The organism is Ensifer sp. WSM1721 (assembly GCF_000513895.2).
GTDB lineage: Bacteria > Pseudomonadota > Alphaproteobacteria > Rhizobiales > Rhizobiaceae > Sinorhizobium.
The window spans coordinates 3542752-3569288 of the sequence record NZ_CP165782.1; the positions used below are offsets into that span (position 1 = coordinate 3542752).

Consider the following 26537-nt stretch of genomic DNA (forward strand, 5'->3'; position numbering starts at 1 on the left):
TCTTGGGAGGTGACTCCACCGGCCTTTCCGGCCGGAGCGGCGGCGCAGAGCTGTCCTTCGCGTCTCGCGCAGCCAAGTCGGCTATGGGTCGAAACCGGTATTTCGGCTCCGGTATTACGCGTCGGATTTTCCTGTCCGCCGCTCAATGCATCTCCACCGGCCGCTTATAGCGTTCGTAATGGTCGGGAACGATCGTCTGCCGTTCGATCATCCGGTGGACACGCGGCGGCTGGTCGCCGCGATGTAGCGCCGTGAGCTTGTCACCGACCGACGCATCGGCTTGCGTGCGCCGCTGGTTATGGCGGACATATTCGACCCAGGTCGGCACGTGATAGGTCTCCGTCCAGGTCGTCGGGTTTTCGAGGTCGCGCATCAGCGCCCAATGCCCGGCGCCGTCACGGATGCGAATGCGGCGGCGTTCGGCCATCGTCTTCAGGAACTCGGGTATGTCGTCGTCGGCGATCTCGTAGTCGATCATGACCACGATCGGACCGCTGCGCGGCTTCAAGTCGAGCGCGAGCAGCGGCTCGTTGAAGCGGTTCAAGGGGTCGAGGTTCAGCGACGTGAACTCCGGCAGGGCGAAACGCAGGCCGATGGCGGCGCCGGCGAGCATCAGAAGACAGGAGCCGATGAGCGCATTGGCGGCGCCGTATTGTTCGGCGGTCACGCCCCAGAGCCAGCTTCCGCCGGCAATGCCTCCGAAGGTGGTGGTCTGGTAGAGGGAGAGCGCCCGGCCGACCACCCAGCGCGGCGTCGAGAGCTGTACCGTCGTGTTGAAGAGCGACAGCGCCAGCACCCAACAGGCGCCGGAGACGGTGAGAACGAGCGACGTCAGCCAGGCCTCGGAGCTGATCGCCGTGACCAAGGCGCTCAAGGCGAAACCCGCGAAGGCATAGCGCACGATCACCTCGCTCGTCAGAAACTCCCGGAGCCTTGCGCTGAGCAGCGCGCCGCCGATTGCGCCGAGGCCGAAGGCGCCGAGCATGATACCGTAAGTGAGCGGGCCACCGCCGACGAGATCGCGCGCGACGAGCGGCAGGAGTGCGAGGATCGCGCTCGCCGAGACGCCGAAGGCGAAGCCGCGCAACAGCACCTTGCCAATGTTTGGCGACATCGCCACGTAGCGCAGCCCGGCGGAGACCGCCCGCCCGAGCGTTTCACGCGGCAGCCTCCTTTCCGGGACGCTCGGCCGCCAGCGGAAAAGCGCGAACAAAATCGCGAAATAGCTGAGTGCATTGGCCGCGAAGGCAGCCGCGGCACCGGCGGCCGCCACGATCGCGCCGCCGATTGCCGGACCGACGCTGCGGGTGATGTTGAAGCCCATGCTGTTGAGCGCTACGGCGGCCGGCAGGTCGTCGCGCGGGACCATGTCGCCGACCGAAGCCTGCCAGGACGGATTGTTGAGCGCCGTGCCGCAGCCGAGCAGGAAGGTGAAGGTGAGAAGCAGCCACGGCGTCACCAGGCCGAAATAGGCAAAGATCGTCAAAACCGCCGAAACGAGGAGCATGAAACCCTGCGCGACGAGCATGATCCGCCGCCGGTCGAAATTATCGGCGAGCGCGCCCGAGACGACGGAGAAGAGCATGATCGGCAGCGAGGTCGACGCCTGCACCAGCGCTACCATGTTCACCGATTGCGAGATCGACGTCATCAACCAGGCCGCACCCACCGCCTGGATCAGCCCGCCAAAATTGGAGGCGAGGCTGGCGATCCAGATGGTGCGGAATGTTTCGTGCCGGAAGGGAGCCAGCGGCGATATGCGGTTCGTCACCTCTTGATCTCGCTCGTTCGATGCCGATATAGGATGCCTTCGTTATAAACCTCGAAATGTGGCGCGCCAGCCGCTGAAATTTGCGGTTAGCTCAGCTTTGTCGCGATTTGCGAGGGTTCGTTGCCTAGGTTGGCCGCAAGCCTTGCAATTCGGGGCGAGGAAGCGTATATGGGCCTCAAATTCTTGATCGGTTAGATGAAGAGTGGGCCCGACAGGACCCGCTCTTTTTTATTAGCCGGTCCGATGAGGAGACGAGCGTTTGTCTGATACGACAACGGCTGAAAATGCAAATGAGCCTCGGCTGATCACCGAGACCGGCCTCGACCGGCGCATTGCCGACATTATCGAGCCGGTGCTGGTGCAGATGGGCTTTCGCCTGGTGCGCGTGCGCATGTCCGGGCAGAACGGCCTGACGCTGCAGATCATGACCGAGCGCCAAGACGGCACCATGACCGTCGAGGATTGCGAAGAGGTTTCGAAGGCGATCTCGCCGGTGCTCGATGTGGAAGATCCGATCGACAAGGCGTATCATCTCGAAGTGTCGTCGCCGGGCATCGATCGCCCGATGGTGCGAAGGTCCGACTTCGTCCGTTGGCAGGGCCATCTGATGAAGTGCGAGACCTCGGTCATGGTCGAGGGGCGCAAGCGCTTTCGCGGCAAGATCGTGGAAGTCACCGAGGACGGTTTCCGGCTCGAACGCGATCAGCCGGCCTATGGCGAAGAGCCGACCGTCGCCATCCCGTTCACGGCCCTTTCCGAAGCGCGGCTGATCCTGACGGACGACCTCATCCGCGATGCGCTGACGGCCGACAAGAAGGCGAAGGCCGCGCGCGCCGCCAACGAAAACTTCGAAGACGACGACAGAGATAGCGAATAAGGCAGGGTGCGCCCTCGAGGCCTCTGCAACAGACGGAGACAAGATATGGCAGTCAGTGCTAACCGGCTCGAACTTCTGCAGATCGCAGATGCTGTGGCGCGCGAAAAGGTGATCGACCGTGAGATCGTTCTGGCCGCGATGGCCGACGCGATCCAGAAGGCGGCTCGCTCGCGTTATGGTTCGGAATCGAACATCCGCGCGGACATCAATCCGAAGACCGGTGAAATCCGTCTCCAGCGCCTCCTGGAAGTGGTCGAGAAGGCCGAAGACTACTCGACCCAGATTCCGATCGAGCTCGCCCGCGACCGCAATCCGGACGCCAAGCTCGGCGATTTCATCGCCGACCCGCTGCCGCCCATGGATTTCGGCCGCATCGCGGCGCAGTCCGCCAAGCAGGTGATCGTGCAGAAGGTGCGCGAGGCCGAGCGCGACCGCCAATATGAAGAATTCAAGGACCGTGTCGGCGAAATCGTCAACGGCACCGTCAAGCGCGTCGAATATGGCAACGTCATCGTCGATCTCGGCCGTGGTGAGGGCATCATTCGCCGCGACGAGATGATCCCGCGCGAGAACATGCGCTACGGCGACCGCGTCCGCGCCTTCGTCTACGACGTCCGCCGCGAGCAGCGCGGCCCGCAGATCTTCCTGTCGCGCACGCATCCGCAGTTCATGGTGAAGCTCTTCACCATGGAAGTGCCGGAAATCTATGACGGCATCATCCAGATCAAGTCGGTTGCCCGCGATCCGGGCTCGCGCGCCAAGATCGCCGTCGTCTCGAACGACTCGTCAATCGATCCGGTCGGCGCCTGCGTCGGCATGCGCGGTTCGCGCGTGCAGGCGGTCGTCGGCGAGCTTCAGGGCGAGAAGATCGACATCATTCCCTGGTCGCCGGACCCCGCCTCCTTCATCGTGAACGCCCTGCAGCCGGCGGAAGTGACCAAAGTGGTTCTCGACGAGGACGCCGAGCGCATCGAGGTCGTGGTCCCGGACGAGCAGCTTTCGCTCGCCATCGGCCGGCGCGGCCAGAACGTCCGCCTGGCTTCGCAGCTTACCGGCTGGGATATCGATATCCTGACGGAGCAGGAGGAGAGCGAGCGCCGCCAGAAGGAATTCAACGAGCGCACCCAGCTCTTCATGGACGCTCTGGACGTCGACGAGATGGTCGGTCAGGTGCTTGCCTCCGAAGGCTTTGCCCAGGTTGAAGAGCTCGCCTATGTCGAGCTTGACGAGATCGCCTCGATCGAGGGCTTCGACGAGGAGACCGCGACCGAGATCCAGACGCGCGCCCGCGAGTATCTCGAAAAGATCGAGGCGGAGATGGACGCCAAGCGCCGGGAGCTCGGCGTTTCGGACGAGCTGCGTACGATTGATGGTCTCACCGGCCAGATGCTGGTGGCTCTCGGTGAGGAGGGCATCAAGACCATGGAGGACTTCGCTGGCTGTGCTGCCGACGATCTCGTCGGCTGGACCGAGCGCAAGGATGGCGAGACGAAGCGCTTCGAGGGCATCTTCTCGAAGTTCGAGGTCACCCGCGAGGAGGCCGAGGCGATGATCGTTCAGGCCCGGCTTGCGGCCGGCTGGATCACTGAAGAGGATCTCGCGCAAGAGCAGGAGCAGGATGAGGCGCTCGAGGTCGCCGAAGGCGCGGATCAGGACGCCTGATCGCGATGATAGTCGAGACCGAAGCCGGCGCTCTGCCTTCGGACAAGGGGCCGAAGGACCGCAGCGGCAGCAGCCGGACCTGCATCGTCACGCGCGAGAGCGGCACTCCCGATGAGCTGATCCGCTTCGTTGCCGGGCCCGACGGTCGCATCGTGCCCGACCTGAAGCGACAGCTTCCCGGGCGCGGCTGCTGGGTCAAGGCCGAGCGGGAGCTTGTCGAGAAGGCGGTGGCAAAGAGGCTCTTCGCCCGCGCGCTCCGGGCCGACGTCAAGGCCGAGGCGGCGCTTGCCGACGAGGTGGAGCGGCTCTTGGTCGAGCAGCTCGCAGGCATGATGAACATGGCGCGCAAGGCGGGCCAGTTCGTCTCCGGTGCAATGAAGACGGAGCAGGCCGTGCGTGGTCTCGCGGCGCTTGCGGTCTTCCACGCGATCGATGCGGCCGCCGATGGCGTCCGCAAGATCGATCAGGCCCGCAAGGCGATGAGCTTCGTCAGCGAGGACGAAAAGGAAATACCCGCCTTCCGCCCCTTCACGGCGGCGGAAATGGACGGACTTTTGGGAAGTAATGCCTTTATCCATGCCGCAGCGCTTGCAGGGCAGGCGGGTGAGGGTGTAGTGAAGCGCGCAATCATGCTCGAAAAGTACCGAGGATCCGTCCCGGTCCGGGCCGAAGGCGGCGCTGGCAAGCCACAGCAATGACACGCGTCACCGGCAGATGCCGGCATCGCGAGCGTTGTTCGAGACAATTTGGAAGACAGGGTCAGGTGTTTCGTATCCGGCCCTGATCGCTAGGAACGGAACGGAATGACCGACAACAAAGACGACAAGACACTCAGCGTAGCGGGCAAGAAGACGCTGACCCTGAAACCCTCCGGGGTGCAGCAGGGCACGGTGCGTCAGGACATGGGCCGTGGTCGCACCAAGGCGGTCGTGGTTGAAACCAAGAAGACGCGCGGCCTGCCCCGCCACAAGGACGAGCGCCCGATCACGCCGATGACGACGACGCCCGCCGCCCGGGCGCCCGAGCAGCGGCCGGTTCCGCCTCACCCGTCGGGACGCCCGGCGCCGCAGCCGCAGCCGCATCAGCCGCGCGCGGATCAGAACCGTCCCCGCGGCGGAGTCGTCCTGAACGACCTCTCGGCCGGCGAGATGGAAGCCCGCCGCCGCGCGCTCGCGGAGGCCCAGCAACGCGACGCCGAGGAAGCGCAGCGCCGGGCCGAAGAGGAGGTCCGTCGCCGCCGCGAGGAAGAAGAGCGCATCGCCCGCGAGAAGGAAGAGGCCGCCCGTCGCGCCGCCGAGGAGGCCGCGCGTCCAGCAGCCGAGAAGGCTGACGAAAAGCTTGAGGACGAACGCCCCGCCGTCGCCGAGCGGCGCACCGATGCGCGCCCGCAGCCGGCGCGTCCGGCTCCTGCCGCGCCCACGCCCGAGGCCACGGTAAGCCCGGCGCTTCGTGGCCGCCGGCCGAGCCTGGAGGACGAGGATGAACGCCCGCGCGGCCCCGCTGCTGCCGTCCGCGGCAAGGTTGTGCGTCCGGAACCGGCAAAGCCCGTCACCCGTCCGAAGGGCGACGACGGCCGCCGCCAGGGCAAGCTGACGCTGACGGCCGCCGTCGACGAGGATGGCAGCCAGCGCGGTCGCTCGCTGTCGGCGATGCGTCGCCGCCAGGAGAAGTTCAAGCGCAGCCAGATGCAGGAAACGCGCGAGAAGATCTCGCGTGAGGTCGTCCTGCCGGAGACCATCACCATTCAGGAACTGTCGCAGCGCATGTCCGAGCGCGCGGTCGACGTCATCAAGTTCCTGATGAAGGAAGGGCAGATGATGAAGCCGGGCGACCTGATCGATGCTGATCTCGCCGAGCTCATCGCCGGTGAATTCGGCCACACGGTCAAGCGCGTCTCCGAATCGGATGTCGAGGAAGGCATCTTCAACGTCGTCGACACGGAAGAGGCCATGGTGCCGCGTCCTCCGATCGTGACGATCATGGGTCACGTCGACCACGGCAAGACCTCGCTGCTCGACGCGATCCGGCACGCCAACGTGGTTGCCGGCGAAGCGGGCGGCATTACCCAGCATATCGGCGCCTATCAGGTCGAGCAGAGCGGTCAGAAGATCACCTTCATCGACACCCCCGGCCACGCGGCCTTCACGGCCATGCGCGCCCGCGGCGCCCAGGCGACGGACATTGCCGTCCTCGTCGTCGCGGCCGATGATAGCGTGATGCCGCAGACGATCGAATCGATCAACCACGCCAAGGCGGCGAACGTGCCGATCATCGTGGCGATCAACAAGATCGACAAGCCGACCGCCAACCCTCAGAAGGTTCGCACCGAGCTGCTGCAGCATGAGGTTTTCGTCGAATCCATGGGCGGTGAGGTTCTCGACGTCGAGGTTTCGGCGAAGAACCACACGAACCTCGACAAGCTGCTCGAAGCGATCCTGCTGCAGGCCGAGATCCTCGACCTCAAGGCCAATGCCAACCGGACGGCCGAGGGTGTCGTCGTCGAGGCCGAACTCGATCGCGGCCGCGGTGCGGTTGCCACCGTCCTCGTTCAGAAGGGCACGCTGACGCCCGGCCAGATCATCGTCGCGGGCGACCAGTGGGGCCGCGTACGCGCGCTTGTCAACGACAAGGGCGAGCATGTGAAGTCCGCCGGACCGTCGACCCCGGTCGAGGTTCTCGGCCTTTCCGGCACGCCGGCCGCCGGCGACCGCTTCGCGGTCGTCGAGAACGAGAGCCGGGCGCGCGAGATTTCCGAATATCGCCAGCGGCTTGCCCGCGAGAAGGCGGTTGCACGCCAGTCCGGCTCGCGCGGTTCGCTCGAGCAGATGATGAGCCAGCTACAGACCTCCGGCGTCAAGGAGTTCCCGCTGGTCGTCAAGGGCGACGTGCAGGGCTCGATCGAGGCGATCTCCGGTGCTCTGGAGAAGCTCGGAACCGACGAAGTGCGCGCGCGCATCGTGCATTCGGGCGCCGGCGGCATCACCGAGTCGGACATCTCGCTCGCGGAAGCCTCGAACGCCGCGATCATCGGCTTCAACGTCCGCGCCAACAAGCAGGCGCGCGATGCGGCCGAGCGTGCCGGCATCGAGATCCGCTACTACAACATCATCTACGATCTGGTGGATGACGTTAAGGCGGCGATGTCCGGTCTGCTTTCGCCCGAACGGCGCGAGACCTTCCTCGGAAATGCCGAAATCCTGGAGGTGTTCAACATCACCAAGGTCGGCAAGGTCGCGGGTTGCCGCGTCACCGAGGGCAAGGTCGAGCGTGGCGTCGGCGTTCGCCTCGTGCGCGACAACGTCGTCATCCATGAAGGCAAGCTCAAGACGCTCAAGCGCTTCAAGGACGAGGTCTCCGAGGTCCAGTCCGGCCAGGAATGCGGCATGGCCTTCGAGAACTACGAAGACATCCGCCCCGGCGACACGATCGAGTGCTTCCGCGTCGAACACGTCACGCGGACGCTCTGAGCGGGTTGAGAAAAAGTGCGAAGCGGTTTTCCGCTCGCGTCCGCTCCATTTCTAAGAGCAGATCACGGTCGGATTTGGATTGCATCAATCCAAATCCTCGTGATCCGTGTCGATCCGGCAGGAGATTGGCGAGCGCCGGATCGGCTCCGGCGCTCGCATTTTTTTGAGCGAGGAATAGCGCGCGGTTGTCCCGCCCGCCTCTCGCATGTTGGAACCGACCACGCTTCGACCAGGCTCAATGCACCGACGTCGTGGTCCAGGGTAAGGTATGATGACCAAATCCACATCTTCCGCTCCGTCCCAGCGCATGCTGCGCGTCGGCGAACAGGTGCGCGCCGCGATCACGCAGGTGCTGCAGCGCGGCGAAGTGCGTGATCCGCTGATCGAAAAGACGGTGATTTCCATTTCGGAAGTCCGCATGTCGCCTGATTTGAAGATCGCCACCGCCTATGTGACGCCGCTCGGGCTCAAGGATCACGCAGCGGTTATCGAGGCGCTGAACAAGCATGCGAAGTACATTCGCGGCCGGCTCGGGCCGCAACTCCGGCAGATGAAATACATGCCGGATGTGCGCTTCCGCGACGATACCAGCTTCGAAAACTATCAGAAGATCGACGAGTTGCTGCGCTCCCCCGAAGTCAGCCGAGACCTCGATTCCGATACCGACGACAAAGAATAAGAAGACCAATGTCCAAGCCGCGCAAACCCAAGGGCCGTCCGATTTCGGGCTGGCTAATCCTCGACAAGCCCCTCGATTTCGGCTCGACCGAGGCGGTGTCCAAGATCAAGTGGCTGTTCAAGGCGCAGAGGGCCGGCCACGCCGGTACGCTCGATCCGCTGGCTTCCGGCATGCTGCCGATTGCGCTCGGCGACGCGACGAAGACCGTCCCTTACGTCATGGACGGCCGCAAGATCTATGAGTTCACGGTCGCCTGGGGCGAGGAGCGCTCCACCGACGACCTCGAGGGCCAGGTCGTCCGTTCGTCGGCGGCACGGCCGACCGAGGAGGCGATCCGCGCCCTTCTGCCGAAATATACGGGCGTGATCAGTCAGGTGCCGCCGCAGTTTTCCGCGATCAAGATCGACGGCGAACGCGCCTACGATCTCGCGCGCGACGGCGAGACGGTCGAGATCCCGGCGCGTGAAGTGGAAGTATTCCGTCTGTCGCTGATCGGCTCGACGCCGCATCTTGCCCATTTCGAAATCGAATGCGGCAAGGGCACCTATGTCCGATCGCTCGCCCGCGACATGGGCCGCGATCTCGGCTGCTACGGCCACATTGCATCTCTGCGTCGCACCTTTGTCGCCCCTTTCGGCGAGGAGGACATGGTACCGCTCGCCGATCTAATCGCGCTGGAGAAGATTGAGGACGATGCCGAGCGGCTCGATGCCCTGGACGACTTCCTGATCGAGACCGGCGAGGCTCTTTCGGACCTGCCGCACATTGCCGTCACCGACGACCAGGCGCACCGCCTGCGGATGGGCAATCCTGTCATCCTGCGCGGCCGCGATGCGCCGCTGCCGGCTCCCGAAGCCTATGCGACGGCGCGCGGAAAACTCGTGGCGATCGGCGAGATCGCCGAGGGAGAGTTTCGCCCGAAGAGGGTGTTCGCCACCCAGTGATTCTGCGGGTCAAAAAATCTGTCTGGCTCGTTTAAGATCGAGCCGGGCGGCGCAAGCGGCGTATACTGCCTTTTGCTAAGGCGCTTACCCCTTCCCAAACCTCTCCCGCGAGCGGGAGGGGGCTTGGGAGCGCGCCGCGAGCCTTTTTCCCCTCGAGACGGGGAGAAAGTGGTCGGCAGGCCGGATGAGGGGCGGATGCAGCCGGAAAGTTGCGTCCCCGCTCCAGCAGTGCGGCAAAGGATGGCGAAAGGCGGCCTCCAGTGGATGAGGCGTCAGGCAACAAACTGGGAAGCGCTTCGTCCGGCAGTCTGCAGGCCGTCCAGGGATTCGTTCGCCGGCACCTCAGGCGCCCATTCAGCTTCTACCTGATTTCGTTATTGCTGATCGCGATCATACCGCCGTTCATCTTTTCTTCCGTCATCCTGCAGCGCAACATGGATGCACAGCAAGCGGTGGTAAATTCGCTGCTCAGGGCTTCGACCGGATCCGTCGCGCGCATCGTCGAACGCGAGGTCGACGGCATGTTCACCACGCTTGGTGTGCTCTCGAAATCAAGGGCAGTTGATCTTCGTGACCTGCGCAGCTTCTACGCCAGCGCGTCGACCGCTCTGGCGCAAACGGATTCCGATCTGGTGGTCGTGGACAGCAAACGGAACCTGCAACTGAACACCAGCCTTCCCTATGGAACGCTGCTCGGACGGGCCCCGGACCCGGAAATCGACCGCGCTCTGCAGAGCACGGCGCCACTTGTTTCCGGCGTGTTCTTCGACGAAGCGGTGAAGAGATGGGTCTTCAACGCCTATCTCCCGATAACGGCTCCTGACGGCGAAAAGTATCTGCTGGGCCTCGCGCAAGACGCCAGGAGCATGGCAAAGGCGGTCAATCGCGATACGCTTTCGCCCGGCTGGAATGCCGCGCTCGTCGACGGACAAGGCAGGGTGGTCGCTTCCTCGGATGCCTCGATGAAGCCCGGCGATCGGTTCTTCCTCGACATGCTCCCGAGGATCAGCATAGGTATCGGCAATGTCAGCAAAGGCGGGGTGGACTATCGCGTCGCGTCGGAATTTTCGGTCATAACCGGTTGGCGGATCGTCGCCTGGGCCCCGAGCGAGATCGTCGATCAGCCGATGTTCTGGTCGTTCCTCTGGCTGTCGCTCGGTGGCATCATCTTCGCAAGCCTTGCCATCGCCGGCTCGTGGACGATCGCCCGCCTGCTGACGCAAGGCGTGAGGCTGCTGGCGCTGGATGCGCGCCGCCTCGGCGCCGGCGAATCGATCCAGCCGCGGCGATACATGATCACCGAAGTGGAGGCCGTATCGGCAGCGCTCGCGAGCGCAGCGGAGGCTCGCAGGAAGGCCGAATGGGAGATCCGCCTCCTGATGCGGGAAGTCGCCCACCGCGCAAAGAACCAACTCACGGTCATCCAGTCGATGCTGGCGCAGTCCGCCTATTCGGCAGAGGACACGTCGGAATTCGTCGACGCGTTCCGCAAGCGCCTCGCCGGCCTTGCCCGGTCGACCGATCTGATGCTGACCAATGCCGGCCTTGGCGTCGATTTCCGCGAATTGGCGCAGAACCAGCTCCAGCCCTTCATGCCGGACGATCAGCAGCGCGTCGTGCTCTCCGGTCCCCCCTTGCGTCTGGACGCGCAGATGGCGCAGACGCTGGGCATGGCGCTGCACGAGTTGGCAACCAACGCGATAAAGCATGGCGCGTTGGCCAATGCGACGGGTGCCATCCGGCTCGAATGGAGGGTTTCGGACGGCACGATCGAGATTCACTGGCGCGAGACCGGCGCCGATATCGTAGAGCCGGCGGAGGCAGCGGTTCGCAAAGGCTTCGGAACCGTCGTGCTCGAGCGCATGCTTGGTCTGGCACTGCACGCCGAGCTCAAACGGACGATGCATGCGGACGGTATCGAATGGCGGATACGCATCCCGCGTGACGATCGTGACGCCTCGCGCGAGGCGGCCAGCTAACGGCCATCGGCCATCTGTCACAGCCTCGGGTCATCTCCCCGGCTGATGGCCTGACGGCCCGGCGCAAGGCGAGGGCTCTTGCGGATTTCATGACCCTTTCCTTTTGGATCGGTTTCGGTTATAGGCACGCCAGCGAAAGGCAAGGCCTCTTCGTGATGAACGGCCGCGGCTGGACGACATCCCGGCTGCCGGCGACCTTGAAATCCTCGAAACGAAAGGATCATGCGATGTCGATCACTGCAGAGCGCAAGGCTCAGCTCATCAAGGAATTCGCAACCGCCGAAGGCGACACCGGCTCTCCGGAAGTACAGGTTGCGCTCCTGACGGAACGGATCAACAACCTGACCGAACACTTCAAGGACCACAAGAAGGACAATCACTCCCGTCGTGGTCTTCTCGCGCTGGTTTCCAGCCGTCGTTCGCTCCTCGACTATCTGAAGAAGAAAGACGAAGCGCGCTACAGCAAGCTGATCGGTGCCCTCGGCATCCGTCGCTAAACGAGTTGTCCGGCGGATCGCTTGCGCGATCCGCCGGCTTTTTTACTGCAGCGCCGCGCGTTTTGTCAGACGTGCAACGGTCGCTGTAGCACTCTGAGTTGCCGCATGTTTTATCTTGAATCGGCTATGATTTAAGGAAACATGCAGTAGGGCGCTTGACCGCCCGACCAATTGTCTCTCCATAGGCGCCGCAGGCGCAGAGACCCGGAGAGACCGTCCAGCGGACCGGATGGGCCGGGACCGCGGATCAACTGATGGCCCGTCATGGGGCAGGATTGCAGGATGCTTCGGCGCCTGCTTGCCGAAGCGGCTGCCACGGGCAGCGCGGCAAGAGGTTTGGCGGCCGGTTCTTTCTTGAAGCCTCCCGTTGTCTTGCCCGTGATGCGCCACACCAAGCGGCTTTCAGATCGCCCGCGCTTTATGAGCCGCGGAAGGTCTGCCGCACACGAAGGACAGAACATGTTCGAGACCCACAAGGTAGAAATCGAATGGGCTGGGCGTCCGCTCAAGCTCGAAACCGGCAAGATAGCGCGTCAGGCCGACGGGGCCGTTCTCGCCACCTATGGCGAAACCGTCGTGCTCGCCACGGTCGTTTCGGCAAAGGCGCCGAAGCCCGGCCAGGACTTCTTCCCGCTCACCGTCAACTACCAGGAAAAGACCTATGCCGCCGGCAAGATCCCGGGCGGCTATTTCAAGCGCGAAGGGCGCCCGAGCGAAAACGAGACGCTGGTGTCGCGCCTGATCGACCGGCCGATCCGCCCGCTTTTCCCGGAAGGCTACAAGAACGACACCCAGGTCATCGTAACGGTCATGCAGCATGACCTCGAGAACAATCCGGACGTCGTTTCGATGGTCGCCGCCTCGGCCGCGCTGACGCTTTCCGGCGTTCCCTTCATGGGCCCGGTCGGCGGCGCCCGCGTCGGCTACATCAACGGCCAATACGTGCTCAATCCGCATCTCGACGAGATGGACGAATCCGCTCTCGACCTCATCGTCGCCGGCACTCAGGACGCCGTGCTGATGGTGGAGTCGGAAGCCAAGGAGCTGCCGGAAGATATCATGCTCGGCGCCGTCGTGTTCGGCCAGAAGGGCTTCCAGCCGGTAATCGACGCGATCATCAAGCTCGCCGAAGTCGCCGCCAAGGAGCCGCGTGAATTCGAGCCGGAAGACCACTCCGCCCTCGAAAACGCCATGCTTTCCATTGCCGAAGAAGACCTGCGCAACGCCTATAAGATCACCGAGAAGGCCGCGCGCTATGCCGCCGTCGACGCGGTCAAGGCCAGGGTGAAGGAACATTTCCTGCCGGAAGGCATCGAGAACCCGGCTCATACGGCGGAAGAGATCGCCTCCGTCTTCAAGCACCTGCAGGCCAAGATCGTCCGCTGGAACATCCTCGACACGCAGAGCCGCATCGACGGCCGCGATCTCGTGACGGTTCGCCCGATCGTTGCCGAAGTCGGCCTCCTGCCGCGCACGCATGGCTCGGCGATCTTCACCCGCGGCGAGACGCAGGCGATCGTCGTTGCGACGCTCGGCACCGGCGAAGACGAGCAGTATGTCGATTCCTTGACCGGCATGTACAAGGAAAACTTCATGCTGCACTATAACTTCCCGCCCTTCTCGGTCGGCGAGACGGGCCGCCTGGGTTCTCCGGGCCGCCGCGAGATCGGTCACGGCAAGCTCGCCTGGCGCGCCATCCACCCGATGCTGCCGACGGCGGAGCAGTTCCCCTACACGCTGCGCGTCGTCTCCGAGATCACCGAGTCGAACGGCTCCTCCTCGATGGCGACCGTCTGCGGCACCTCGCTGGCGCTGATGGATGCCGGCGTGCCGCTCGCCAAGCCCGTTGCGGGCATCGCCATGGGCCTGATCAAGGAAGGCGACCGCTTCGCCGTTCTCTCGGATATCCTCGGCGATGAGGACCACCTCGGCGACATGGACTTCAAGGTCGCCGGCACCGAAGCGGGCATCACCTCGCTGCAGATGGACATCAAGATCGCCGGCATCACCGAAGAGATCATGAAGGTCGCGCTCGATCAGGCCAAGGGCGGTCGCGTTCACATTCTCGGCGAGATGGCCAAGGCCATTTCCGAAAGCCGCGGCCAGCTCGGCGAATTCGCACCGCGCATCGAAGTCATGAACATCCCCGTCGACAAGATCCGCGAAGTCATCGGCTCCGGCGGCAAGGTCATCCGCGAAATCGTCGAGAAGACCGGCGCGAAGATCAACATTGAGGACGACGGTACGGTCAAGATCGCCTCGGCTTCTTCGAAAGAGATCGAAGCCGCCCGCAAGTGGATCCATTCGATCGTCGCCGAGCCGGAAGTCGGGCAGATTTACGAAGGCACGGTCGTCAAGACCGCCGATTTCGGCGCCTTCGTCAACTTCTTCGGCGCTCGCGACGGCCTCGTCCACATCTCGCAGCTCGCCTCCGAGCGCGTCGCCAAGACGACCGACGTCGTCAAGGAAGGCGATAAGGTCTGGGTCAAGCTCATGGGCTTCGACGAGCGCGGCAAGGTCCGCCTCTCCATGAAGGTCGTCGACCAGGCGACCGGCAAGGAGATCGTCGCCGAGAAGGGCGAGAAGAAGGACGGCGGCGAAGCGGCCGAATAAGCCGCCCTGGCCGAATGAAATCGGGGCGCGAAGCGGATCGCTTCGCGCCCTTTTTTATGACGGGTCGAGAACGCGGCGTCGTTGCCGCCGCCGGACCTGAACGAGTTGAGAACGGAATCCGATCCCATGAGCCGTGACGCGCTGAAAACGCTATTTCATCCCTTCGAGACAGGCGTCATCGATCCGCCGGGAGAGAGCGAACGTGTGCTCTTCCTCGGCGCGGAAGCGGGCTACAGGCTGCCGGAGGGCTTTGGCGCCTCGATTTCCGCCGTCCAGCCGCTGCGGCCCCTCTACCGTGCCCTCGAAGCCGCGCGCGTCGACGTCACGCCCGTAGCTTCCGGCGACGCCTATGACGTGGCGCTGGTGCTTTGCGGCAAGCACAAGGGCGAAAACGAGGACCGGATCGCCGAAGCGCTGAAGCGCACCCGCACGGGGGCGCTGATCGCCGTTGCCGGCGGCAAGGAGGATGGCATACAGCCGCTGCGCAAGAAGATCGGCAAATTCGGCTGGGATGGCGACTCGATGCCAAAATATCATGGCGTTGCCTTCTGGTTCACGCGACCGGAAGACGTATCAGAGGCCGTGTCGAAGCTCGCCAAGGTTCCCGTGCGCGTCGACGGCCTGTTCGACGCTTCTCCCGGCATGTTCTCGCACGATCGTGTCGATGCCGGCTCGGAGCTTCTTGCCTCGCGTCTGCCCCACGATTTTGCCGGCCATGCCGCCGATTTCGGCGCCGGCTGGGGCTATCTCTCGGTCAAGCTGGCAGAGGCCTCGCCGAACCTCAAGGGCATCGACCTGTTCGAGGCGGATTTTGAAGCGCTGCAGGCTGCACAGGCGAACATGGCAGCGAACGCGCCCTCGACGCCGGCCCGCTTCTATTGGCACGACCTGACGGCGGAGGAGACGCGCGACAAATACGACCTCATCGTCATGAACCCGCCCTTCCACGAGGGCCACGCCGCCGAGCCCGCGCTCGGCGCGGCGATGATCAAGGCGGCCGCCAAATCGCTCAAGCACGGCGGCCGGCTGATGCTGGTCGCCAATCGCGGCCTGCCTTACGAACAGGTTCTAGCTGAAAACTTCAAGGAAAGCGGCGAAACCTGCCGCAACGCGCGCTTCAAGGTGCTCTGGGCGAAACGCTGACCCTGGTTGAAGTCGTCGCCCCCTTGCTCATCCGGTCCGCCGGCCACCTTCTCCCCGCACGCGGCGCGAAGGAGACTCGCGGCGCGCTCTGGCGTCCTCGTCCCCTCTCCCCGCGAGCGAGGAGAGCGTGGGTGAATTCTGCTCCAATCCTTTAAAGATCGATCGATTGCGGCCCGGATGCCGGACCGGCGGTCTTTACTCCGCGTCCGCAGCACGCAGCGTTTCGAGTGTCGGCATCGAGGTGATGTTGTAGCCGGAATCCACGTAATGGATCTCGCCGGTGACGCCGCGCGAGAGATCGGAAAGCAGGTAGAGCGCCGAATTGCCGACGTCCTCGATCGTGACGGTGCGGCGCAGCGGCGAGTTCTTCTGCTGCCAGGAGAGCATGGCGCGCGCGTCGGAGATGCCGGCGCCGGCAAGCGTGCGGATGGGGCCGGCGGAGATCGCATTGACGCGTATGCCGCGCTGACCGTAGTCGGCTGCGAGATAGCGCACCGACGCTTCGAGCGCCGCCTTGGCGACACCCATGACATTGTAGTTCGGCATCACCCGCACGGAGCCGCCATAGGTGAGCGTGAGCATCGTGCCGCCCGCGCTCATCAGTTCCGCCGCCCGCTTGGCGATCTCGGTGAAGGAGAAGCAGGAGATCACCATGGTGCGGCTGAAATTCTCCCGCGTCGTATCCGCATAGAGCCCCTTGAGCTCGTTCTTGTCGGAGAAGCCGATCGCATGGACGATGAAGTCGAGCCCGCCCCAGCGCTCCTTGATGGCGGCGATGACGGCGTCGACGGACGCGATGTCCTCGACGTCGCAGGGCAGCAGAAACTCGGATTTGAGCTCGGCGGCGAGCGGCTTGACGCGCTTGCCGAGGGCTTCTCCCTGGTAGGTAAAGGCGAGTTCCGCGCCTTGGGCTGCGAGAGCCTTGGCGATTCCCCAGGCAATAGAATGGTTGTTGGCGACGCCCATGATGAGGCCGCGCTTTCCGTTCATCAATCCGTTCATGTTGTTATCCGTTGTAGCGCTGGAAGACGAGCGTCGCGTTGGTGCCGCCGAAGCCGAAGGAATTCGAGAGAACCGTATCGATCCTGGCGTTGTCGATGCGCTTGCGGACGATCGGCACCCCTTCGAATTCCGGGTCGAGCTCGCTGATATGGGCGCTTTCGCCGATGAAGCCGGCCTGCATCATCAACAGGCCGTAGATCGATTCCTGCACGCCGGCGGCACCGAGCGAATGGCCGGTCAGCGATTTGGTCGACTGGATGTACGGCATCTTCTCCCCGAAGACCTCGCGGATCGCGCCGATCTCCTTGGAGTCGCCGACGGGCGTCGAGGTTCCGTGGGTATTGATGTAGTCGACCTCGCCCTTCACGGTCGAGAGCGCCTGACGCATGCAGCGCACCGCGCCTTCACCGGAGGGGGCGACCATGTCGTAGCCGTCGGAGGTCGCGCCATAGCCGACGATTTCGGCGTAGATCTTGGCGCCACGCGCCTGCGCACGCTCCAGTTCCTCGAGCACGACGACGCCGGCGCCACCGGCAATCACGAAGCCGTCGCGGTCGACGTCATAGGCGCGTGAGGCGGTCGACGGCGTGTCGTTGTATTTCGAGGACATCGCGCCCATGGCGTCGAAGAGATTGGACATTGTCCAGTCGAGGTCCTCGTGGCCGCCAGCGAACATCACGTCCTGCTTGCCCCACTGGATCATTTCCGCGGCATTGCCGATGCAATGCGCCGAGGTCGAGCAGGCGGAGGAGATGGAGTAGTTTACGCCGTGGATCTGGAACCAGGTCGCGAGTGTTGCCGAGGCCGTCGACGACATCGCCTTCGGCACGGCGAAGGGGCCGATGCGCTTGGGACTGCTATTCTTGCGGGTGATCTCCGCGGCCTCGACGATCGCGCGCGTCGAGGCGCCGCCCGAACCCATGATGATGCCGGTGCGCTCGTTGGTGATGTCGCCTGCCTCCAGCCCCGAGTCGGCGATCGCCTGCTTCATCGCGACGTGGTTCCAGGCGCCGCCCTGCGACAGGAAGCGCATGGCGCGCCGGTCGACAAGGTCGGTCGGGTCGAGCGTCGGCGCGCCCCAGACCTGGCACTTGAAGCCGTGCTCGGCGAAATCCGGGGAAAATGTGATGCCCGACTTCGCGTCGCGTAGCGACGCGGTGACTTCGTCTGAATTGTTCCCGATCGACGAAACGATGCCGAGGCCCGTTACAACAACCCGTCTCATGTCAGATGACCTTTTCTTCGATTGGATCCGGCGCGGGCGAAAGCCCGCGATTCAGTCGGCCTTTTCCTGGAAGAGGCCGACCCTGAGGTCGGTAGCCTTGTAGATCGTTTCGCCGTCTGCCTTCATCCATCCGTCGGCGATGCCGAGAACCAGACGGCCGCGCATGACGCGCTTGAAATCGATGCCGTATTCTACCAGCTTGGTCTTTGGCGTCACCATGCCGGTGAACTTGACCTCGCCGGTGGAAAGCGCGCGGCCCTTGCCGGACTCGCCGAGCCAGCCGAGGAAGAAGCCGGTCAATTGCCACATGGCGTCGAGGCCGAGGCAGCCGGGCATGACGGGATCGCCCATGAAATGGCAGGGGAAGAACCAGAGGTCCGGGGTGATGTCGAACTCGGCCCGTACGTAGCCCTTGTCGTGAGGGCCGCCCGTTTCGGAAATATCGGTGATGCGGTTGAACATCAGCATCGGCGGCAGCGGGAGCTGCGCGTTGCCGGGGCCAAACATTTCGCCTCGGCCGCAGGTCAGGATTTCCTCATAGCTGAAGCTGGATTGCCTGGTCGTCATCGATGGTTGCTTCCCCGAATGTGTGTATGCGTTCTCCGACCTGCTTTAGAGCAAGTTCGGCCTGAAATGAAGCGTAGCCTCTGTCCGCGGCTACGGCCTGCAGCTTTGACGTCCTTCCAAGTAGAGCCGTCCGTGGACGGAAAATTCTCCCACATTCTGCTCGCTAGGGCGACATCGTTCCGCCGTCGCTTACAGTATGTATGTGGCGACGACCAGAGTTAAATGCCTGCCTTCCCCTGCTTTGGGCCGATTTTTCCAGCGTTTGCGGCCTTCGCACGTGCGGAATCTATTGAAAGCGGGGGCGTCAGAAGTTATATCGCAAAATGATAATCCAAGGGACCTTGGCAGAAATATCGGAACCGCTCTGGATGACGAAAGCAACGGACATGTCCTCGCAGGAGAGGCTGCGCAATTCGGGCCTGCGCCCGACGCGTCAGCGCGTCGCGCTTGCCGACCTGATCTTCGCCAAGGGCGACCGTCACCTGACTGTGGAGGAACTGCACGAGGAGGCCGTCGCGGCCGGCGTTCCGGTTTCGCTCGCGACCGTCTACAACACGCTCCATCAGTTCACCGAGGCGGGCATGATCCGCGTCTTGGCCGTCGAGAGCGCCAAGACCTATTTCGACACCAATGTCTCGGATCACCACCACTTCTTCATCGAGGGGCAGAACGAGGTCCTCGACATTCCGGTGAGCAACATCCAGATCGACAATCTGCCCGAACCGCCGGACGGCATGGAGATCTCCCATGTCGACGTGGTGATCCGGCTGCGGCGCAAGTCTGAGCGCTGACCGCATAAGTCGAGGTCCCGCGCAGCTCGCGCTTTGCTGCAACGCCTCGACATTTCTCGCTACATGACGTCGTTTGGGTCGCGCCCCGGCCCGGCCTTGCCTGTCGGCAGCGTCCAGCCGTATCGCAGCGCCCCGCCGCGTACGGCAAAGGCCGTCACCACGCCGAGCGCCGAGGTCGCCGCAAGCGGCATGCCGATCATCGTTGCGAGCACGAAAACGCCGGCGCCGAGAAGGGCGGCGGTGACGTAGATTTCCGACCGCAGGAGCACGGAGGGCTCGCCCGCCAAGAGATCGCGCAGAATGCCGCCGAAGGTCGCCGTCAGCATGCCGGTGACGATCGCGACCGTCGGCGACCCGGTTGCTGCGAGCCCTTTTGCCGCGCCCATGACGCAATAGGCGGAAAGGCCGATCGCATCGAGCCAGACGAGCACACGGTAGCGCGACTCGAGGCGGTGCGAGGTGAAAAAGACCAGGAGCCCGACCGAGGCGCAGACGAGCAGATAGGCCGGGTTCAATACCCAGAAGACCGGTGTCGCGCCAAGGATCACGTCACGCATCGTGCCGCCGCCGATGCCGGTGATCGAGGCGAGAAACAGATAGCCGATGATGTCGAGCTGTTTGCGGGAGGCCGAAAGCGCGCCGGTCGCCGCAAAGACCGCGACGCCGGCATAGTCGAGAATTTCGAGAATCGGCATGGGTGCTCCGCTTGGTGCCAGGCTCGGTTGGCAATCCCCGATCATTAGCGCAGCGCCGGCGACAAGTCAGGAGGCCGAGTGCGCTTGCAGCCCCCGATGCCCGTGAGCATTACGTCACTGCGGCAGCAGCGTTTGCGTGCGGCCGAGCAGATAATAGGCGAGAAGGCCGGTCCATTCCTTGGCGGCGGTCGTCGTCAGCTGCGCGTTCAGCGCGGGCTGGGTGAAATCGAGGCCGAGCCGCACCTTGCCGGTCGTGCGATAGTCCGTCGGCCAGGGCAGGATGTCGATGCCGTTTGCCCGGAAGAGCGCGACCGAACGCGGCATGTGGTAGGCCGAGGTGACGAGCGCGCAACGTTCCAGCCGGTTCTGGGCGAGCAAGTCCCTGGTATAGCGTGCATTCTCGAAGGTCGTTCGGGACTCTCCCTCGCGGATCAGCCGGTCGACGCCGATCCCGAAGGTCTGGAAGAAGGCTTGCGAGGCATGCGCGTCGCCTTCATAGATGCCGCTCAAGGAGCCGTCGCCGCCGGAAACGAGGATGCGTGCGGCCGGATAGGCCCGGGCGAGGCGCGAGGTCTCGACGAAACGCTCCGCCGCCTGGTTCAACTCCACGCCGCCCCGGCTCGCCATCACCACATTCTCGAAGGCGCCGCCGAGCACGACGATGCAGGAAAGTTCCGCTGGCTCCGGCGAGGGGCGTGGAAAGCGGTCCTCGAGGATCTGCAGGAAATACGAGCCGGTTGTCGTGAAGAGGGTCACGAAGAGGATGATGAGGCCGAGTCCGTCGAAGACGCCGCCGCTGCGACGGAACTTGGCGAACATCAGCAGCACGCCGACGAACAGGCTCAGGAAAGCGAGCGACAGCGGCTGGGCGACAAGCCAGAAGATTTTCGAGACGAGAAACATAACATTGTTCTTCCGAACGAGTGGTTAACATTTCGAGAATGCGGCGAATAGCGCGCATCGCCGGGAACTACAGCGCCGTGCGTCTTTTCAGACGCACAAAGGATGCTGCAGCACTTTGAATCGCTGCATGTTTTTGTCCTAAATCAGCTACAATTTAAGGAACAGTGGCCGCTTGATCGTCGTTCGCCTCTGCTCGATGCCTCCCCTTTGTCGTATAATTCGGGCTATTCGCCGAAAAGGGGAGGAAAACCCATGAAACGAATTTGTGAAATCACGACCCTCCTGGCTCTCCTGGCAGGCCCGGCAGCATTTGCCCAGGAAAACGCGTTGCCGGCAGGCTTTGAAACGCAGCCGCTGGTGAAATCGAGCGTGAGCCGAGACAATGAGCCCATCACCTACCCGAGCGGAACGCCAGAGATGATCTCTGTCATAGGCACGCTTGCCAAGGAGGGGAGAACGCCTCTGCACGAGCATCCGGTGCCCGTCTACGTCTACATCCTGGAAGGCGAGATCGAACTGAGAACAGAGGGCAAGGAGCCGCACCGCTACAAGGCAGGGGAGGCCTTCATCGAAACGCAGAATCGCAAGCATCAGGCCTTCAACGTCGCCGACGGACCGAGCAAGATCCTTGCCGTTTTTGTCGGCGCCCAAGGGACGCCGACAACCGTTGCAGCCAAGTGACGGCTACTGCATGTTTCCTTGAATCGTACCCGATTTAAGGACAAAAACATGCAGCAATTCAAAGTGCTACAGCGTCCTTTGTGCGTCTGAAAAGACGCACGGCGCTGTAGACGACACAGAGCGGCCGATCGCAGCCTGCGTATCAGTGATACCGATCTGTCACGCGAGAAAACTTGGTGGAGCTAAGCGGGATCGAACCGCTGACCTCTTGCATGCCATGCAAGCGCTCTCCCAGCTGAGCTATAGCCCCATCAGGGTCCGGCTGTGCCGGTCCGGGAAGTCCGACGGGCATTGTGCCCGGCGAGTGGCGGCTTATTACTTCTGCTTTCCGCAGATGGCAAGCCGAAAATTGAAGGCCGCAGCGATTTTATTTTCTCTACCGGCCCGTCCGCCCGGCCGCCGCGTACTCCCGCGGCCGGAGCGGCTTTCATGCGTCTTTTTAAACCCTTAGACGTCTTCGTCCTCGTCGGAGACGCCGATGATGTCGCTCATGTCGTCGTCATCATCCTCGTCGTCGGTCTCGAGGAAGGTGTCGTCGTCGTCGCTGTCGATCTCGACATCGTCGTCGCCGAGATCCGGCAGATCGTCGCCGCCCGAGGCCTCGTCATCGGCATCCTCGAGCGAAACGAGTTCGACTTCCGTGTTCTCTGCATCGACTTCCGTTACGTCTTCCTCTTCCTCCTTTTCGAGTACCTTGGCGACGGAGGTCTCCTCGAAGAAGGACAGCGGATAGGACTTGCCCGTGTAGGGGGAGACGATCGGATCACGGTTCAGATCGTAGAATTTGCGCCCCGTTTCCGGGTCGATACGCTTTGTTCCAAGTTCCGGTTTTGCCACAGTCAAAGCCTCTTGAATGGCCGGACGAACCGGCTCTTGCCGGTGAGACCGGCGGGTGGAAGGTGTCAAACTTATGATGATTAGCCGGTCCCCATAATCGTCTTGGCCGCTTCTGTCAAAGGCAAACTTCCGGGCGCGCCCGCCCGCATTTTCTTCGCCGCATTTTCTTCGTGGGGGAGGATGACCCACTTTGCTCTTTATGTTAGGGAGCCCGCAAGACCGGCGGTTCGATGTTCACTCCCAGGCGGCGCTCGACCTCGTGCCGCCGAACAGCCGGATTGTCAGAGGAAAAACGTCATGTCCCACGGCTCGAGCCCAAGGCCCGCCACCGCAAAGAAGTCTTCCGATCTCAAGGGCACGGTCCGCATTCCCGGCGACAAATCGATCTCGCACCGCTCCTTCATGTTCGGCGGTCTTGCCTCGGGCGAGACGCGCATCACCGGCCTGCTCGAGGGCGAGGACGTGATCAATACCGGCAAGGCGATGCAGGCCATGGGCGCCAGGATCCGGAAAGAGAGCGACACCTGGATCATAAACGGCGTCGGCAACGGCGCGCTGCTCGCTCCGGAAGCGCCGCTCGACTTCGGCAATGCCGGCACCGGCTGCCGCCTGACCATGGGCCTCGTCGGCGTCTATGATTTCGACTCGACCTTCATCGGCGACGCTTCGCTTTCGAAGCGCCCGATGGGCCGCGTGCTCGATCCGCTGCGTGAGATGGGCGTGCAGGTGAAATCGGCCGAGGGCGACCGGCTGCCGGTGACGCTACACGGGCCGCAGACGCCGAACCCGATCACCTACCGCGTGCCGATGGCCTCCGCCCAGGTGAAGTCCGCCGTGCTGCTCGCGGGCCTCAACACGCCCGGCATAACCACCGTCATCGAGCCGGTGATGACGCGCGACCATACCGAAAAGATGCTGCAGGGCTTCGGCGCCAACCTGGCGGTCGAGACCGATCCCGCGGGCGTGCGCACCATCCGCCTCGAAGGCCACGGCAAGCTCATCGGCCAGGTTATCGACGTGCCCGGCGACCCGTCCTCCACTGCTTTCCCGCTGGTCGCGGCGCTCATCGTTCCGGGCTCCGCCATCACCATCCTGAACGTGCTGATGAACCCGACGCGTACCGGCCTCATCCTGACGCTGCAGGAAATGGGCGCCGACATCGAGGTCATGAACAGGCGCCTCGCCGGCGGCGAGGACGTCGCCGATCTCCGCGTTCGCTATTCGGAGCTCAAGGGCGTCACCGTTCCGGAAGAGCGCGCCCCGTCGATGATCGACGAATATCCGGTGCTCGCCGTCGCCGCCGCCTTCGCCGAAGGTGCGACAGTGATGAACGGCCTCGAAGAACTGCGCGTAAAGGAGTCGGACCGTCTTTCTGCCGTTGCCGACGGGTTGAAGCTCAATGGCGTCGACTGCGACGAGGGAGAAGCCTCGCTCGTCGTGCGCGGCCGCCCTGGCGGCAAGGGTCTCGGCAACGCCTCGGGCGAAAAGGTGAAGACCCATCTCGACCACCGCATCGCGATGAGCTTCCTCGTCATGGGTCTTGCCTCCGAGCATCCGGTGACGGTCGACGATGCGACGATGATCGCCACCAGCTTCCCGGAATTCATGGATCTGATGATAGGGCTCGGCGCGAAGATCGAGCAGGCCGAAAGCAAGGCGGCGTGATGAGTCACGTGATCGCCATCGACGGACCCGCCGCGGCCGGCAAGGGAACGCTCTCGCGCCGGATCGCCGAGGAATACGGTTTTCACCATCTCGACACCGGGCTCACCTATCGCGCGACCGCGAAGGCGTTGCTCGATGCCGGACTGCCGCTGGATGACGAGGCGGTCGCCGAGAAGATGGCGCGGGAAGTCGACCTTTCCGGTCTCGACCGCTCCGTGCTCTCTGCCCACGCGATCGGCGAGGCCGCGTCGAAGATCGCCGTGATGCCGGCCGTGCGCCGGGCGCTGGTCGAGGCGCAGCGCGCGTTTTCGCGGAAGGAGCCGGGCACGGTCCTCGACGGGCGCGACATCGGCACCGTCGTCTGCCCCGATGCGACCGTGAAGCTCTATGTCACCGCCTCGCCCGAGGTCCGCGCCAAACGCCGCTATGACGAGATCGTCTCCGGCGGCGGGACGGCCGACTATGCCGCGATCTTCGAGGACGTGAAGAAGCGCGACGAGCGCGACATGGGGCGAGCCGACAGTCCGCTCAAGCCCGCCGCGGATGCGCACTTGCTCGACACGTCCGAAATGAGTATAGAGGCGGCATTCCGGGCGGCGAAGACCATGATCGACGCGGCCTTGAAAGAGAAGATTTGAAGAAGAGCTTGGCTGCGGCCGCATAGCCTTCTTGAAGATAGCCTGAAATTCCGTCCACGCGCCGGATTGCTCCATGACAGGAGCGGACTGGGTTCAGGCCCGTTAACGCTAGCCACCGGCGCATATGCGTCTCCGGCAGGAGATGCAGCAGGAGATTATATGTCTGCAACCAACCCCACCCGTGATGATTTCGCCGCTCTTCTGGAAGAGTCCTTCGCCAAGACGGACCTCGCCGAAGGCTATGTCGCCAAGGGCGTCATCACGGCGATCGAAAAGGACGTCGCCATCGTCGACGTCGGTCTGAAGGTCGAAGGCCGCGTGCCGCTGAAGGAATTCGGCGCCAAGGCCAAGGACGGCTCGCTCAAGGTCGGCGACGAAGTCGAAGTCTATGTCGAGCGTATCGAAAACGCGCTCGGCGAAGCTGTTCTGTCGCGCGAGAAGGCTCGCCGCGAAGAAAGCTGGCAGCGTCTGGAAGTGAAGTTCGAAGCCGGCGAACGCGTCGAAGGCATCATCTTCAACCAGGTCAAGGGCGGCTTCACCGTCGATCTCGACGGCGCCGTAGCCTTCCTGCCGCGTTCGCAGGTCGACATCCGTCCGATCCGCGACGTGACGCCGCTGATGCACAACCCGCAGCCCTTCGAAATCCTCAAGATGGACAAGCGCCGCGGCAACATCGTCGTTTCGCGCCGTACGGTCCTCGAAGAGTCGCGTGCCGAGCAGCGTTCTGAAATCGTTCAGAACCTCGAAGAAGGCCAGGTTGTCGAGGGCGTCGTCAAGAACATCACCGACTACGGTGCGTTCGTCGACCTCGGCGGCATTGACGGCCTGCTGCACGTCACCGACATGGCATGGCGCCGCGTCAACCATCCGTCCGAGATCCTGAACATCGGCCAGCAGGTCAAGGTTCAGATCATCCGCATCAACCAGGAAACTCACCGCATCTCGCTCGGCATGAAGCAGCTCGAGTCCGATCCGTGGGATGGCATCGGTGCGAAGTATCCGGTCGGCAAGAAGATCACCGGCACGGTCACGAACATCACCGACTACGGTGCGTTCGTCGAGCTGGAACCGGGCATCGAAGGCCTGATCCACATCTCCGAAATGTCCTGGACCAAGAAGAACGTCCACCCCGGCAAGATCCTGTCCACCAGCCAGGAAGTCGACGTGGTCGTTCTCGAAGTCGACCCGACCAAGCGCCGCATCTCGCTCGGCCTCAAGCAGACGCTCGAGAACCCGTGGCAGGCCTTCGCGCACAGCCATCCGGCTGGCACGGAAGTCGAAGGCGAGGTCAAGAACAAGACCGAATTCGGCCTGTTCATCGGCCTCGAAGGCGATGTCGACGGCATGGTCCACCTCTCCGACCTCGACTGGAACCGTCCGGGCGAGCAGGTCATCGAGGAATACAACAAGGGCGACGTCGTTCGTGCCGTCGTTCTCGATGTGGACGTAGAGAAGGAGCGCATCTCGCTCGGCATCAAGCAGCTCGGCCGCGATGCGGTCGGTGAAGCTGCCGCTTCCGGCGAACTGCGCAAGAACGCCGTCGTTTCGGCCGAGGTCATCGGCGTCAACGATGGCGGCATCGAGGTGAAGCTCGTCAACCACGAGGACATCACCACCTTCATCCGCCGCGCCGACCTCTCGCGCGACCGCGACGAACAGCGCCCGGAGCGTTTCTCGGTAGGCCAGCTCGTCGACGCCCGCGTCACCAACTTCTCCAAGAAGGACCGCAAGATCCAGCTTTCGATCAAGGCTCTGGAAATCGCGGAAGAGAAGGAAGCGGTGGCACAGTTCGGCTCGTCCGACTCGGGCGCTTCGCTCGGTGACATCCTGGGCGCGGCCCTCAAGAACCGCCAGAGCAACGAATAATCGTTGTTACAACGGAAATAAGAGAAGCCCGCGGA

Annotated in this window: 22 protein-coding genes and 1 tRNA gene; 15 read left to right on the forward strand and 8 right to left on the reverse strand. The window is 63.5% G+C overall.

Annotation, left to right across the window (positions count from 1 at the left end):
* Positions 1–142 precede the first annotated feature (142 nt).
* Positions 143–1771: an MFS transporter gene (locus M728_RS17035; RefSeq protein ID WP_026621834.1), complete on the reverse strand. Its 1629-nt coding sequence runs from the start codon at positions 1769–1771 to the stop codon at positions 143–145.
* Between the two features lie 259 nt (positions 1772–2030).
* On the opposite strand from M728_RS17035, the gene rimP reads away from it, so the two are divergent.
* The 10 genes from rimP to M728_RS17085 all read left to right on the forward strand — a co-directional run bounded on the left by rimP (position 2031) and on the right by M728_RS17085 (position 15632).
* Positions 2031–2648 carry a ribosome maturation factor RimP gene (gene rimP / locus M728_RS17040; RefSeq protein WP_026621835.1) on the forward strand — a complete coding sequence of 206 codons (618 nt, stop codon included), beginning with the start codon at positions 2031–2033 and terminating at the stop codon, positions 2646–2648.
* A 45-nt stretch (positions 2649–2693) separates the two neighbouring features.
* On the forward strand, positions 2694–4310 hold the full coding sequence (gene nusA / locus M728_RS17045) for a transcription termination factor NusA (RefSeq protein WP_026621836.1): 1617 nt from the start codon (positions 2694–2696) through the stop codon (positions 4308–4310).
* 5 nt (positions 4311–4315) lie between these two features.
* Positions 4316–5008 (forward strand): RNA-binding protein, encoded by a 693-nt coding sequence (locus M728_RS17050; RefSeq protein WP_026621837.1) that lies wholly within the window; start codon positions 4316–4318, stop codon positions 5006–5008.
* 105 nt (positions 5009–5113) lie between these two features.
* Positions 5114–7777 carry a translation initiation factor IF-2 gene (gene infB / locus M728_RS17055; RefSeq protein ID WP_026621838.1) on the forward strand — a complete coding sequence of 888 codons (2664 nt, stop codon included), beginning with the start codon at positions 5114–5116 and terminating at the stop codon, positions 7775–7777.
* Positions 7778–8048: 271 nt separating this feature from the next.
* Complete coding sequence (rbfA, locus tag M728_RS17060; protein WP_026621839.1) at positions 8049–8456, forward strand: 30S ribosome-binding factor RbfA; 408 nt, start codon at positions 8049–8051, stop codon at positions 8454–8456.
* 8 nt (positions 8457–8464) lie between these two features.
* A complete protein-coding gene (gene truB, locus M728_RS17065; RefSeq protein ID WP_026621840.1) occupies positions 8465–9400 on the forward strand; it encodes a tRNA pseudouridine(55) synthase TruB in 936 nt (311 codons plus the stop codon).
* Between the two features lie 260 nt (positions 9401–9660).
* Positions 9661–11379, forward strand: a complete 1719-nt coding sequence (locus tag M728_RS17070; RefSeq protein WP_051440957.1) for a sensor histidine kinase — start codon at positions 9661–9663, stop codon at positions 11377–11379.
* A gap of 227 nt (positions 11380–11606) precedes the next feature.
* Positions 11607–11876 carry a 30S ribosomal protein S15 gene (gene rpsO, locus M728_RS17075; RefSeq protein WP_026621842.1) on the forward strand — a complete coding sequence of 90 codons (270 nt, stop codon included), beginning with the start codon at positions 11607–11609 and terminating at the stop codon, positions 11874–11876.
* A gap of 459 nt (positions 11877–12335) precedes the next feature.
* Positions 12336–14489 carry a polyribonucleotide nucleotidyltransferase gene (gene pnp, locus M728_RS17080; protein ID WP_026621843.1) on the forward strand — a complete coding sequence of 718 codons (2154 nt, stop codon included), beginning with the start codon at positions 12336–12338 and terminating at the stop codon, positions 14487–14489.
* A 126-nt stretch (positions 14490–14615) separates the two neighbouring features.
* Positions 14616–15632, forward strand: coding sequence for a class I SAM-dependent methyltransferase (locus M728_RS17085; RefSeq protein WP_026621844.1), 1017 nt, complete (start codon positions 14616–14618; stop codon positions 15630–15632).
* Positions 15633–15827: 195 nt separating this feature from the next.
* On the opposite strand, the gene fabI is transcribed toward M728_RS17085, so the two are convergent.
* Genes fabI through fabA form a run of 3 tightly spaced genes read right to left on the reverse strand, consistent with a single transcriptional unit; the run spans position 15828 to position 18426 of the window.
* Positions 15828–16634, reverse strand: coding sequence for an enoyl-ACP reductase FabI (fabI, locus tag M728_RS17090; protein WP_026621845.1), 807 nt, complete (start codon positions 16632–16634; stop codon positions 15828–15830).
* Positions 16635–16638: 4 nt separating this feature from the next.
* A complete protein-coding gene (fabB, locus tag M728_RS17095) occupies positions 16639–17859 on the reverse strand; it encodes a beta-ketoacyl-ACP synthase I (protein ID WP_026621846.1) in 1221 nt (406 codons plus the stop codon).
* A gap of 51 nt (positions 17860–17910) precedes the next feature.
* Positions 17911–18426 carry a 3-hydroxyacyl-[acyl-carrier-protein] dehydratase FabA gene (gene fabA / locus M728_RS17100; RefSeq protein WP_026621847.1) on the reverse strand — a complete coding sequence of 172 codons (516 nt, stop codon included), beginning with the start codon at positions 18424–18426 and terminating at the stop codon, positions 17911–17913.
* A gap of 368 nt (positions 18427–18794) precedes the next feature.
* Here fabA and irrA point away from each other — a divergent pair, with 368 nt between their 5' ends.
* Positions 18795–19217, forward strand: a complete 423-nt coding sequence (gene irrA, locus M728_RS17105) for an iron response transcriptional regulator IrrA (RefSeq protein ID WP_026621848.1) — start codon at positions 18795–18797, stop codon at positions 19215–19217.
* A 59-nt stretch (positions 19218–19276) separates the two neighbouring features.
* On the opposite strand, the gene M728_RS17110 is transcribed toward irrA, so the two are convergent.
* Together M728_RS17110 and M728_RS17115 are read right to left on the reverse strand one after the other, a co-directional pair.
* The gene (locus M728_RS17110) at positions 19277–19912 is read right to left on the reverse strand and encodes a trimeric intracellular cation channel family protein (protein ID WP_026621849.1); all 636 of its coding nucleotides are present in this window, start codon (positions 19910–19912) and stop codon (positions 19277–19279) included.
* 114 nt (positions 19913–20026) lie between these two features.
* Positions 20027–20815 carry a YdcF family protein gene (locus M728_RS17115; protein WP_026621850.1) on the reverse strand — a complete coding sequence of 263 codons (789 nt, stop codon included), beginning with the start codon at positions 20813–20815 and terminating at the stop codon, positions 20027–20029.
* Positions 20816–20917: 102 nt separating this feature from the next.
* Here M728_RS17115 and M728_RS17120 point away from each other — a divergent pair, with 102 nt between their 5' ends.
* On the forward strand, positions 20918–21496 hold the full coding sequence (locus tag M728_RS17120; RefSeq protein ID WP_084044609.1) for a cupin domain-containing protein: 579 nt from the start codon (positions 20918–20920) through the stop codon (positions 21494–21496).
* Between the two features lie 174 nt (positions 21497–21670).
* Here M728_RS17120 and M728_RS17125 read toward each other — a convergent pair.
* Together M728_RS17125 and M728_RS17130 are read right to left on the reverse strand one after the other, a co-directional pair.
* Positions 21671–21746 (reverse strand) — tRNA-Ala (locus M728_RS17125).
* A gap of 197 nt (positions 21747–21943) precedes the next feature.
* On the reverse strand, positions 21944–22333 hold the full coding sequence (locus tag M728_RS17130; protein WP_026621851.1) for a TIGR02300 family protein: 390 nt from the start codon (positions 22331–22333) through the stop codon (positions 21944–21946).
* A 297-nt stretch (positions 22334–22630) separates the two neighbouring features.
* On the opposite strand from M728_RS17130, the gene aroA reads away from it, so the two are divergent.
* From aroA to rpsA, 3 genes are all read left to right on the forward strand, one after another.
* Positions 22631–23998 carry a 3-phosphoshikimate 1-carboxyvinyltransferase gene (aroA, locus tag M728_RS17135; protein ID WP_026621852.1) on the forward strand — a complete coding sequence of 456 codons (1368 nt, stop codon included), beginning with the start codon at positions 22631–22633 and terminating at the stop codon, positions 23996–23998.
* The gene (gene cmk / locus M728_RS17140; protein WP_026621853.1) at positions 23998–24636 is read left to right on the forward strand and encodes a (d)CMP kinase; all 639 of its coding nucleotides are present in this window, start codon (positions 23998–24000) and stop codon (positions 24634–24636) included. Before aroA ends, cmk begins: the two co-directional genes overlap by 1 nt.
* Positions 24637–24795: 159 nt before the next feature.
* A complete protein-coding gene (gene rpsA / locus M728_RS17145; protein WP_026613612.1) occupies positions 24796–26502 on the forward strand; it encodes a 30S ribosomal protein S1 in 1707 nt (568 codons plus the stop codon).
* The last annotated feature ends 35 nt before the right edge of the window (positions 26503–26537 follow it).

Coding starts and splice junctions, on each gene's coding strand:
- fabI (WP_026621845.1), bottom strand. CDS start 16,634: ATGAACGGATTGATGAACGGAAAGCGCGGCCTCATCATGGGCGTCGCC.
- truB (WP_026621840.1), top strand. CDS start 8,465: ATGTCCAAGCCGCGCAAACCCAAGGGCCGTCCGATTTCGGGCTGGCTA.
- M728_RS17050 (WP_026621837.1), top strand. CDS start 4,316: ATGATAGTCGAGACCGAAGCCGGCGCTCTGCCTTCGGACAAGGGGCCG.
- nusA (WP_026621836.1), top strand. CDS start 2,694: ATGGCAGTCAGTGCTAACCGGCTCGAACTTCTGCAGATCGCAGATGCT.
- M728_RS17120 (WP_084044609.1), top strand. CDS start 20,918: ATGCTGCAGCACTTTGAATCGCTGCATGTTTTTGTCCTAAATCAGCTA.
- irrA (WP_026621848.1), top strand. CDS start 18,795: ATGACGAAAGCAACGGACATGTCCTCGCAGGAGAGGCTGCGCAATTCG.
- M728_RS17115 (WP_026621850.1), bottom strand. CDS start 20,815: ATGTTTCTCGTCTCGAAAATCTTCTGGCTTGTCGCCCAGCCGCTGTCG.
- fabB (WP_026621846.1), bottom strand. CDS start 17,859: ATGAGACGGGTTGTTGTAACGGGCCTCGGCATCGTTTCGTCGATCGGG.
- infB (WP_026621838.1), top strand. CDS start 5,114: ATGACCGACAACAAAGACGACAAGACACTCAGCGTAGCGGGCAAGAAG.
- rbfA (WP_026621839.1), top strand. CDS start 8,049: ATGACCAAATCCACATCTTCCGCTCCGTCCCAGCGCATGCTGCGCGTC.
- cmk (WP_026621853.1), top strand. CDS start 23,998: ATGAGTCACGTGATCGCCATCGACGGACCCGCCGCGGCCGGCAAGGGA.
- M728_RS17085 (WP_026621844.1), top strand. CDS start 14,616: ATGAGCCGTGACGCGCTGAAAACGCTATTTCATCCCTTCGAGACAGGC.
- M728_RS17110 (WP_026621849.1), bottom strand. CDS start 19,912: ATGCCGATTCTCGAAATTCTCGACTATGCCGGCGTCGCGGTCTTTGCG.
- aroA (WP_026621852.1), top strand. CDS start 22,631: ATGTCCCACGGCTCGAGCCCAAGGCCCGCCACCGCAAAGAAGTCTTCC.
- pnp (WP_026621843.1), top strand. CDS start 12,336: ATGTTCGAGACCCACAAGGTAGAAATCGAATGGGCTGGGCGTCCGCTC.
- rpsA (WP_026613612.1), top strand. CDS start 24,796: ATGTCTGCAACCAACCCCACCCGTGATGATTTCGCCGCTCTTCTGGAA.
- rpsO (WP_026621842.1), top strand. CDS start 11,607: ATGTCGATCACTGCAGAGCGCAAGGCTCAGCTCATCAAGGAATTCGCA.
- fabA (WP_026621847.1), bottom strand. CDS start 18,426: ATGACGACCAGGCAATCCAGCTTCAGCTATGAGGAAATCCTGACCTGC.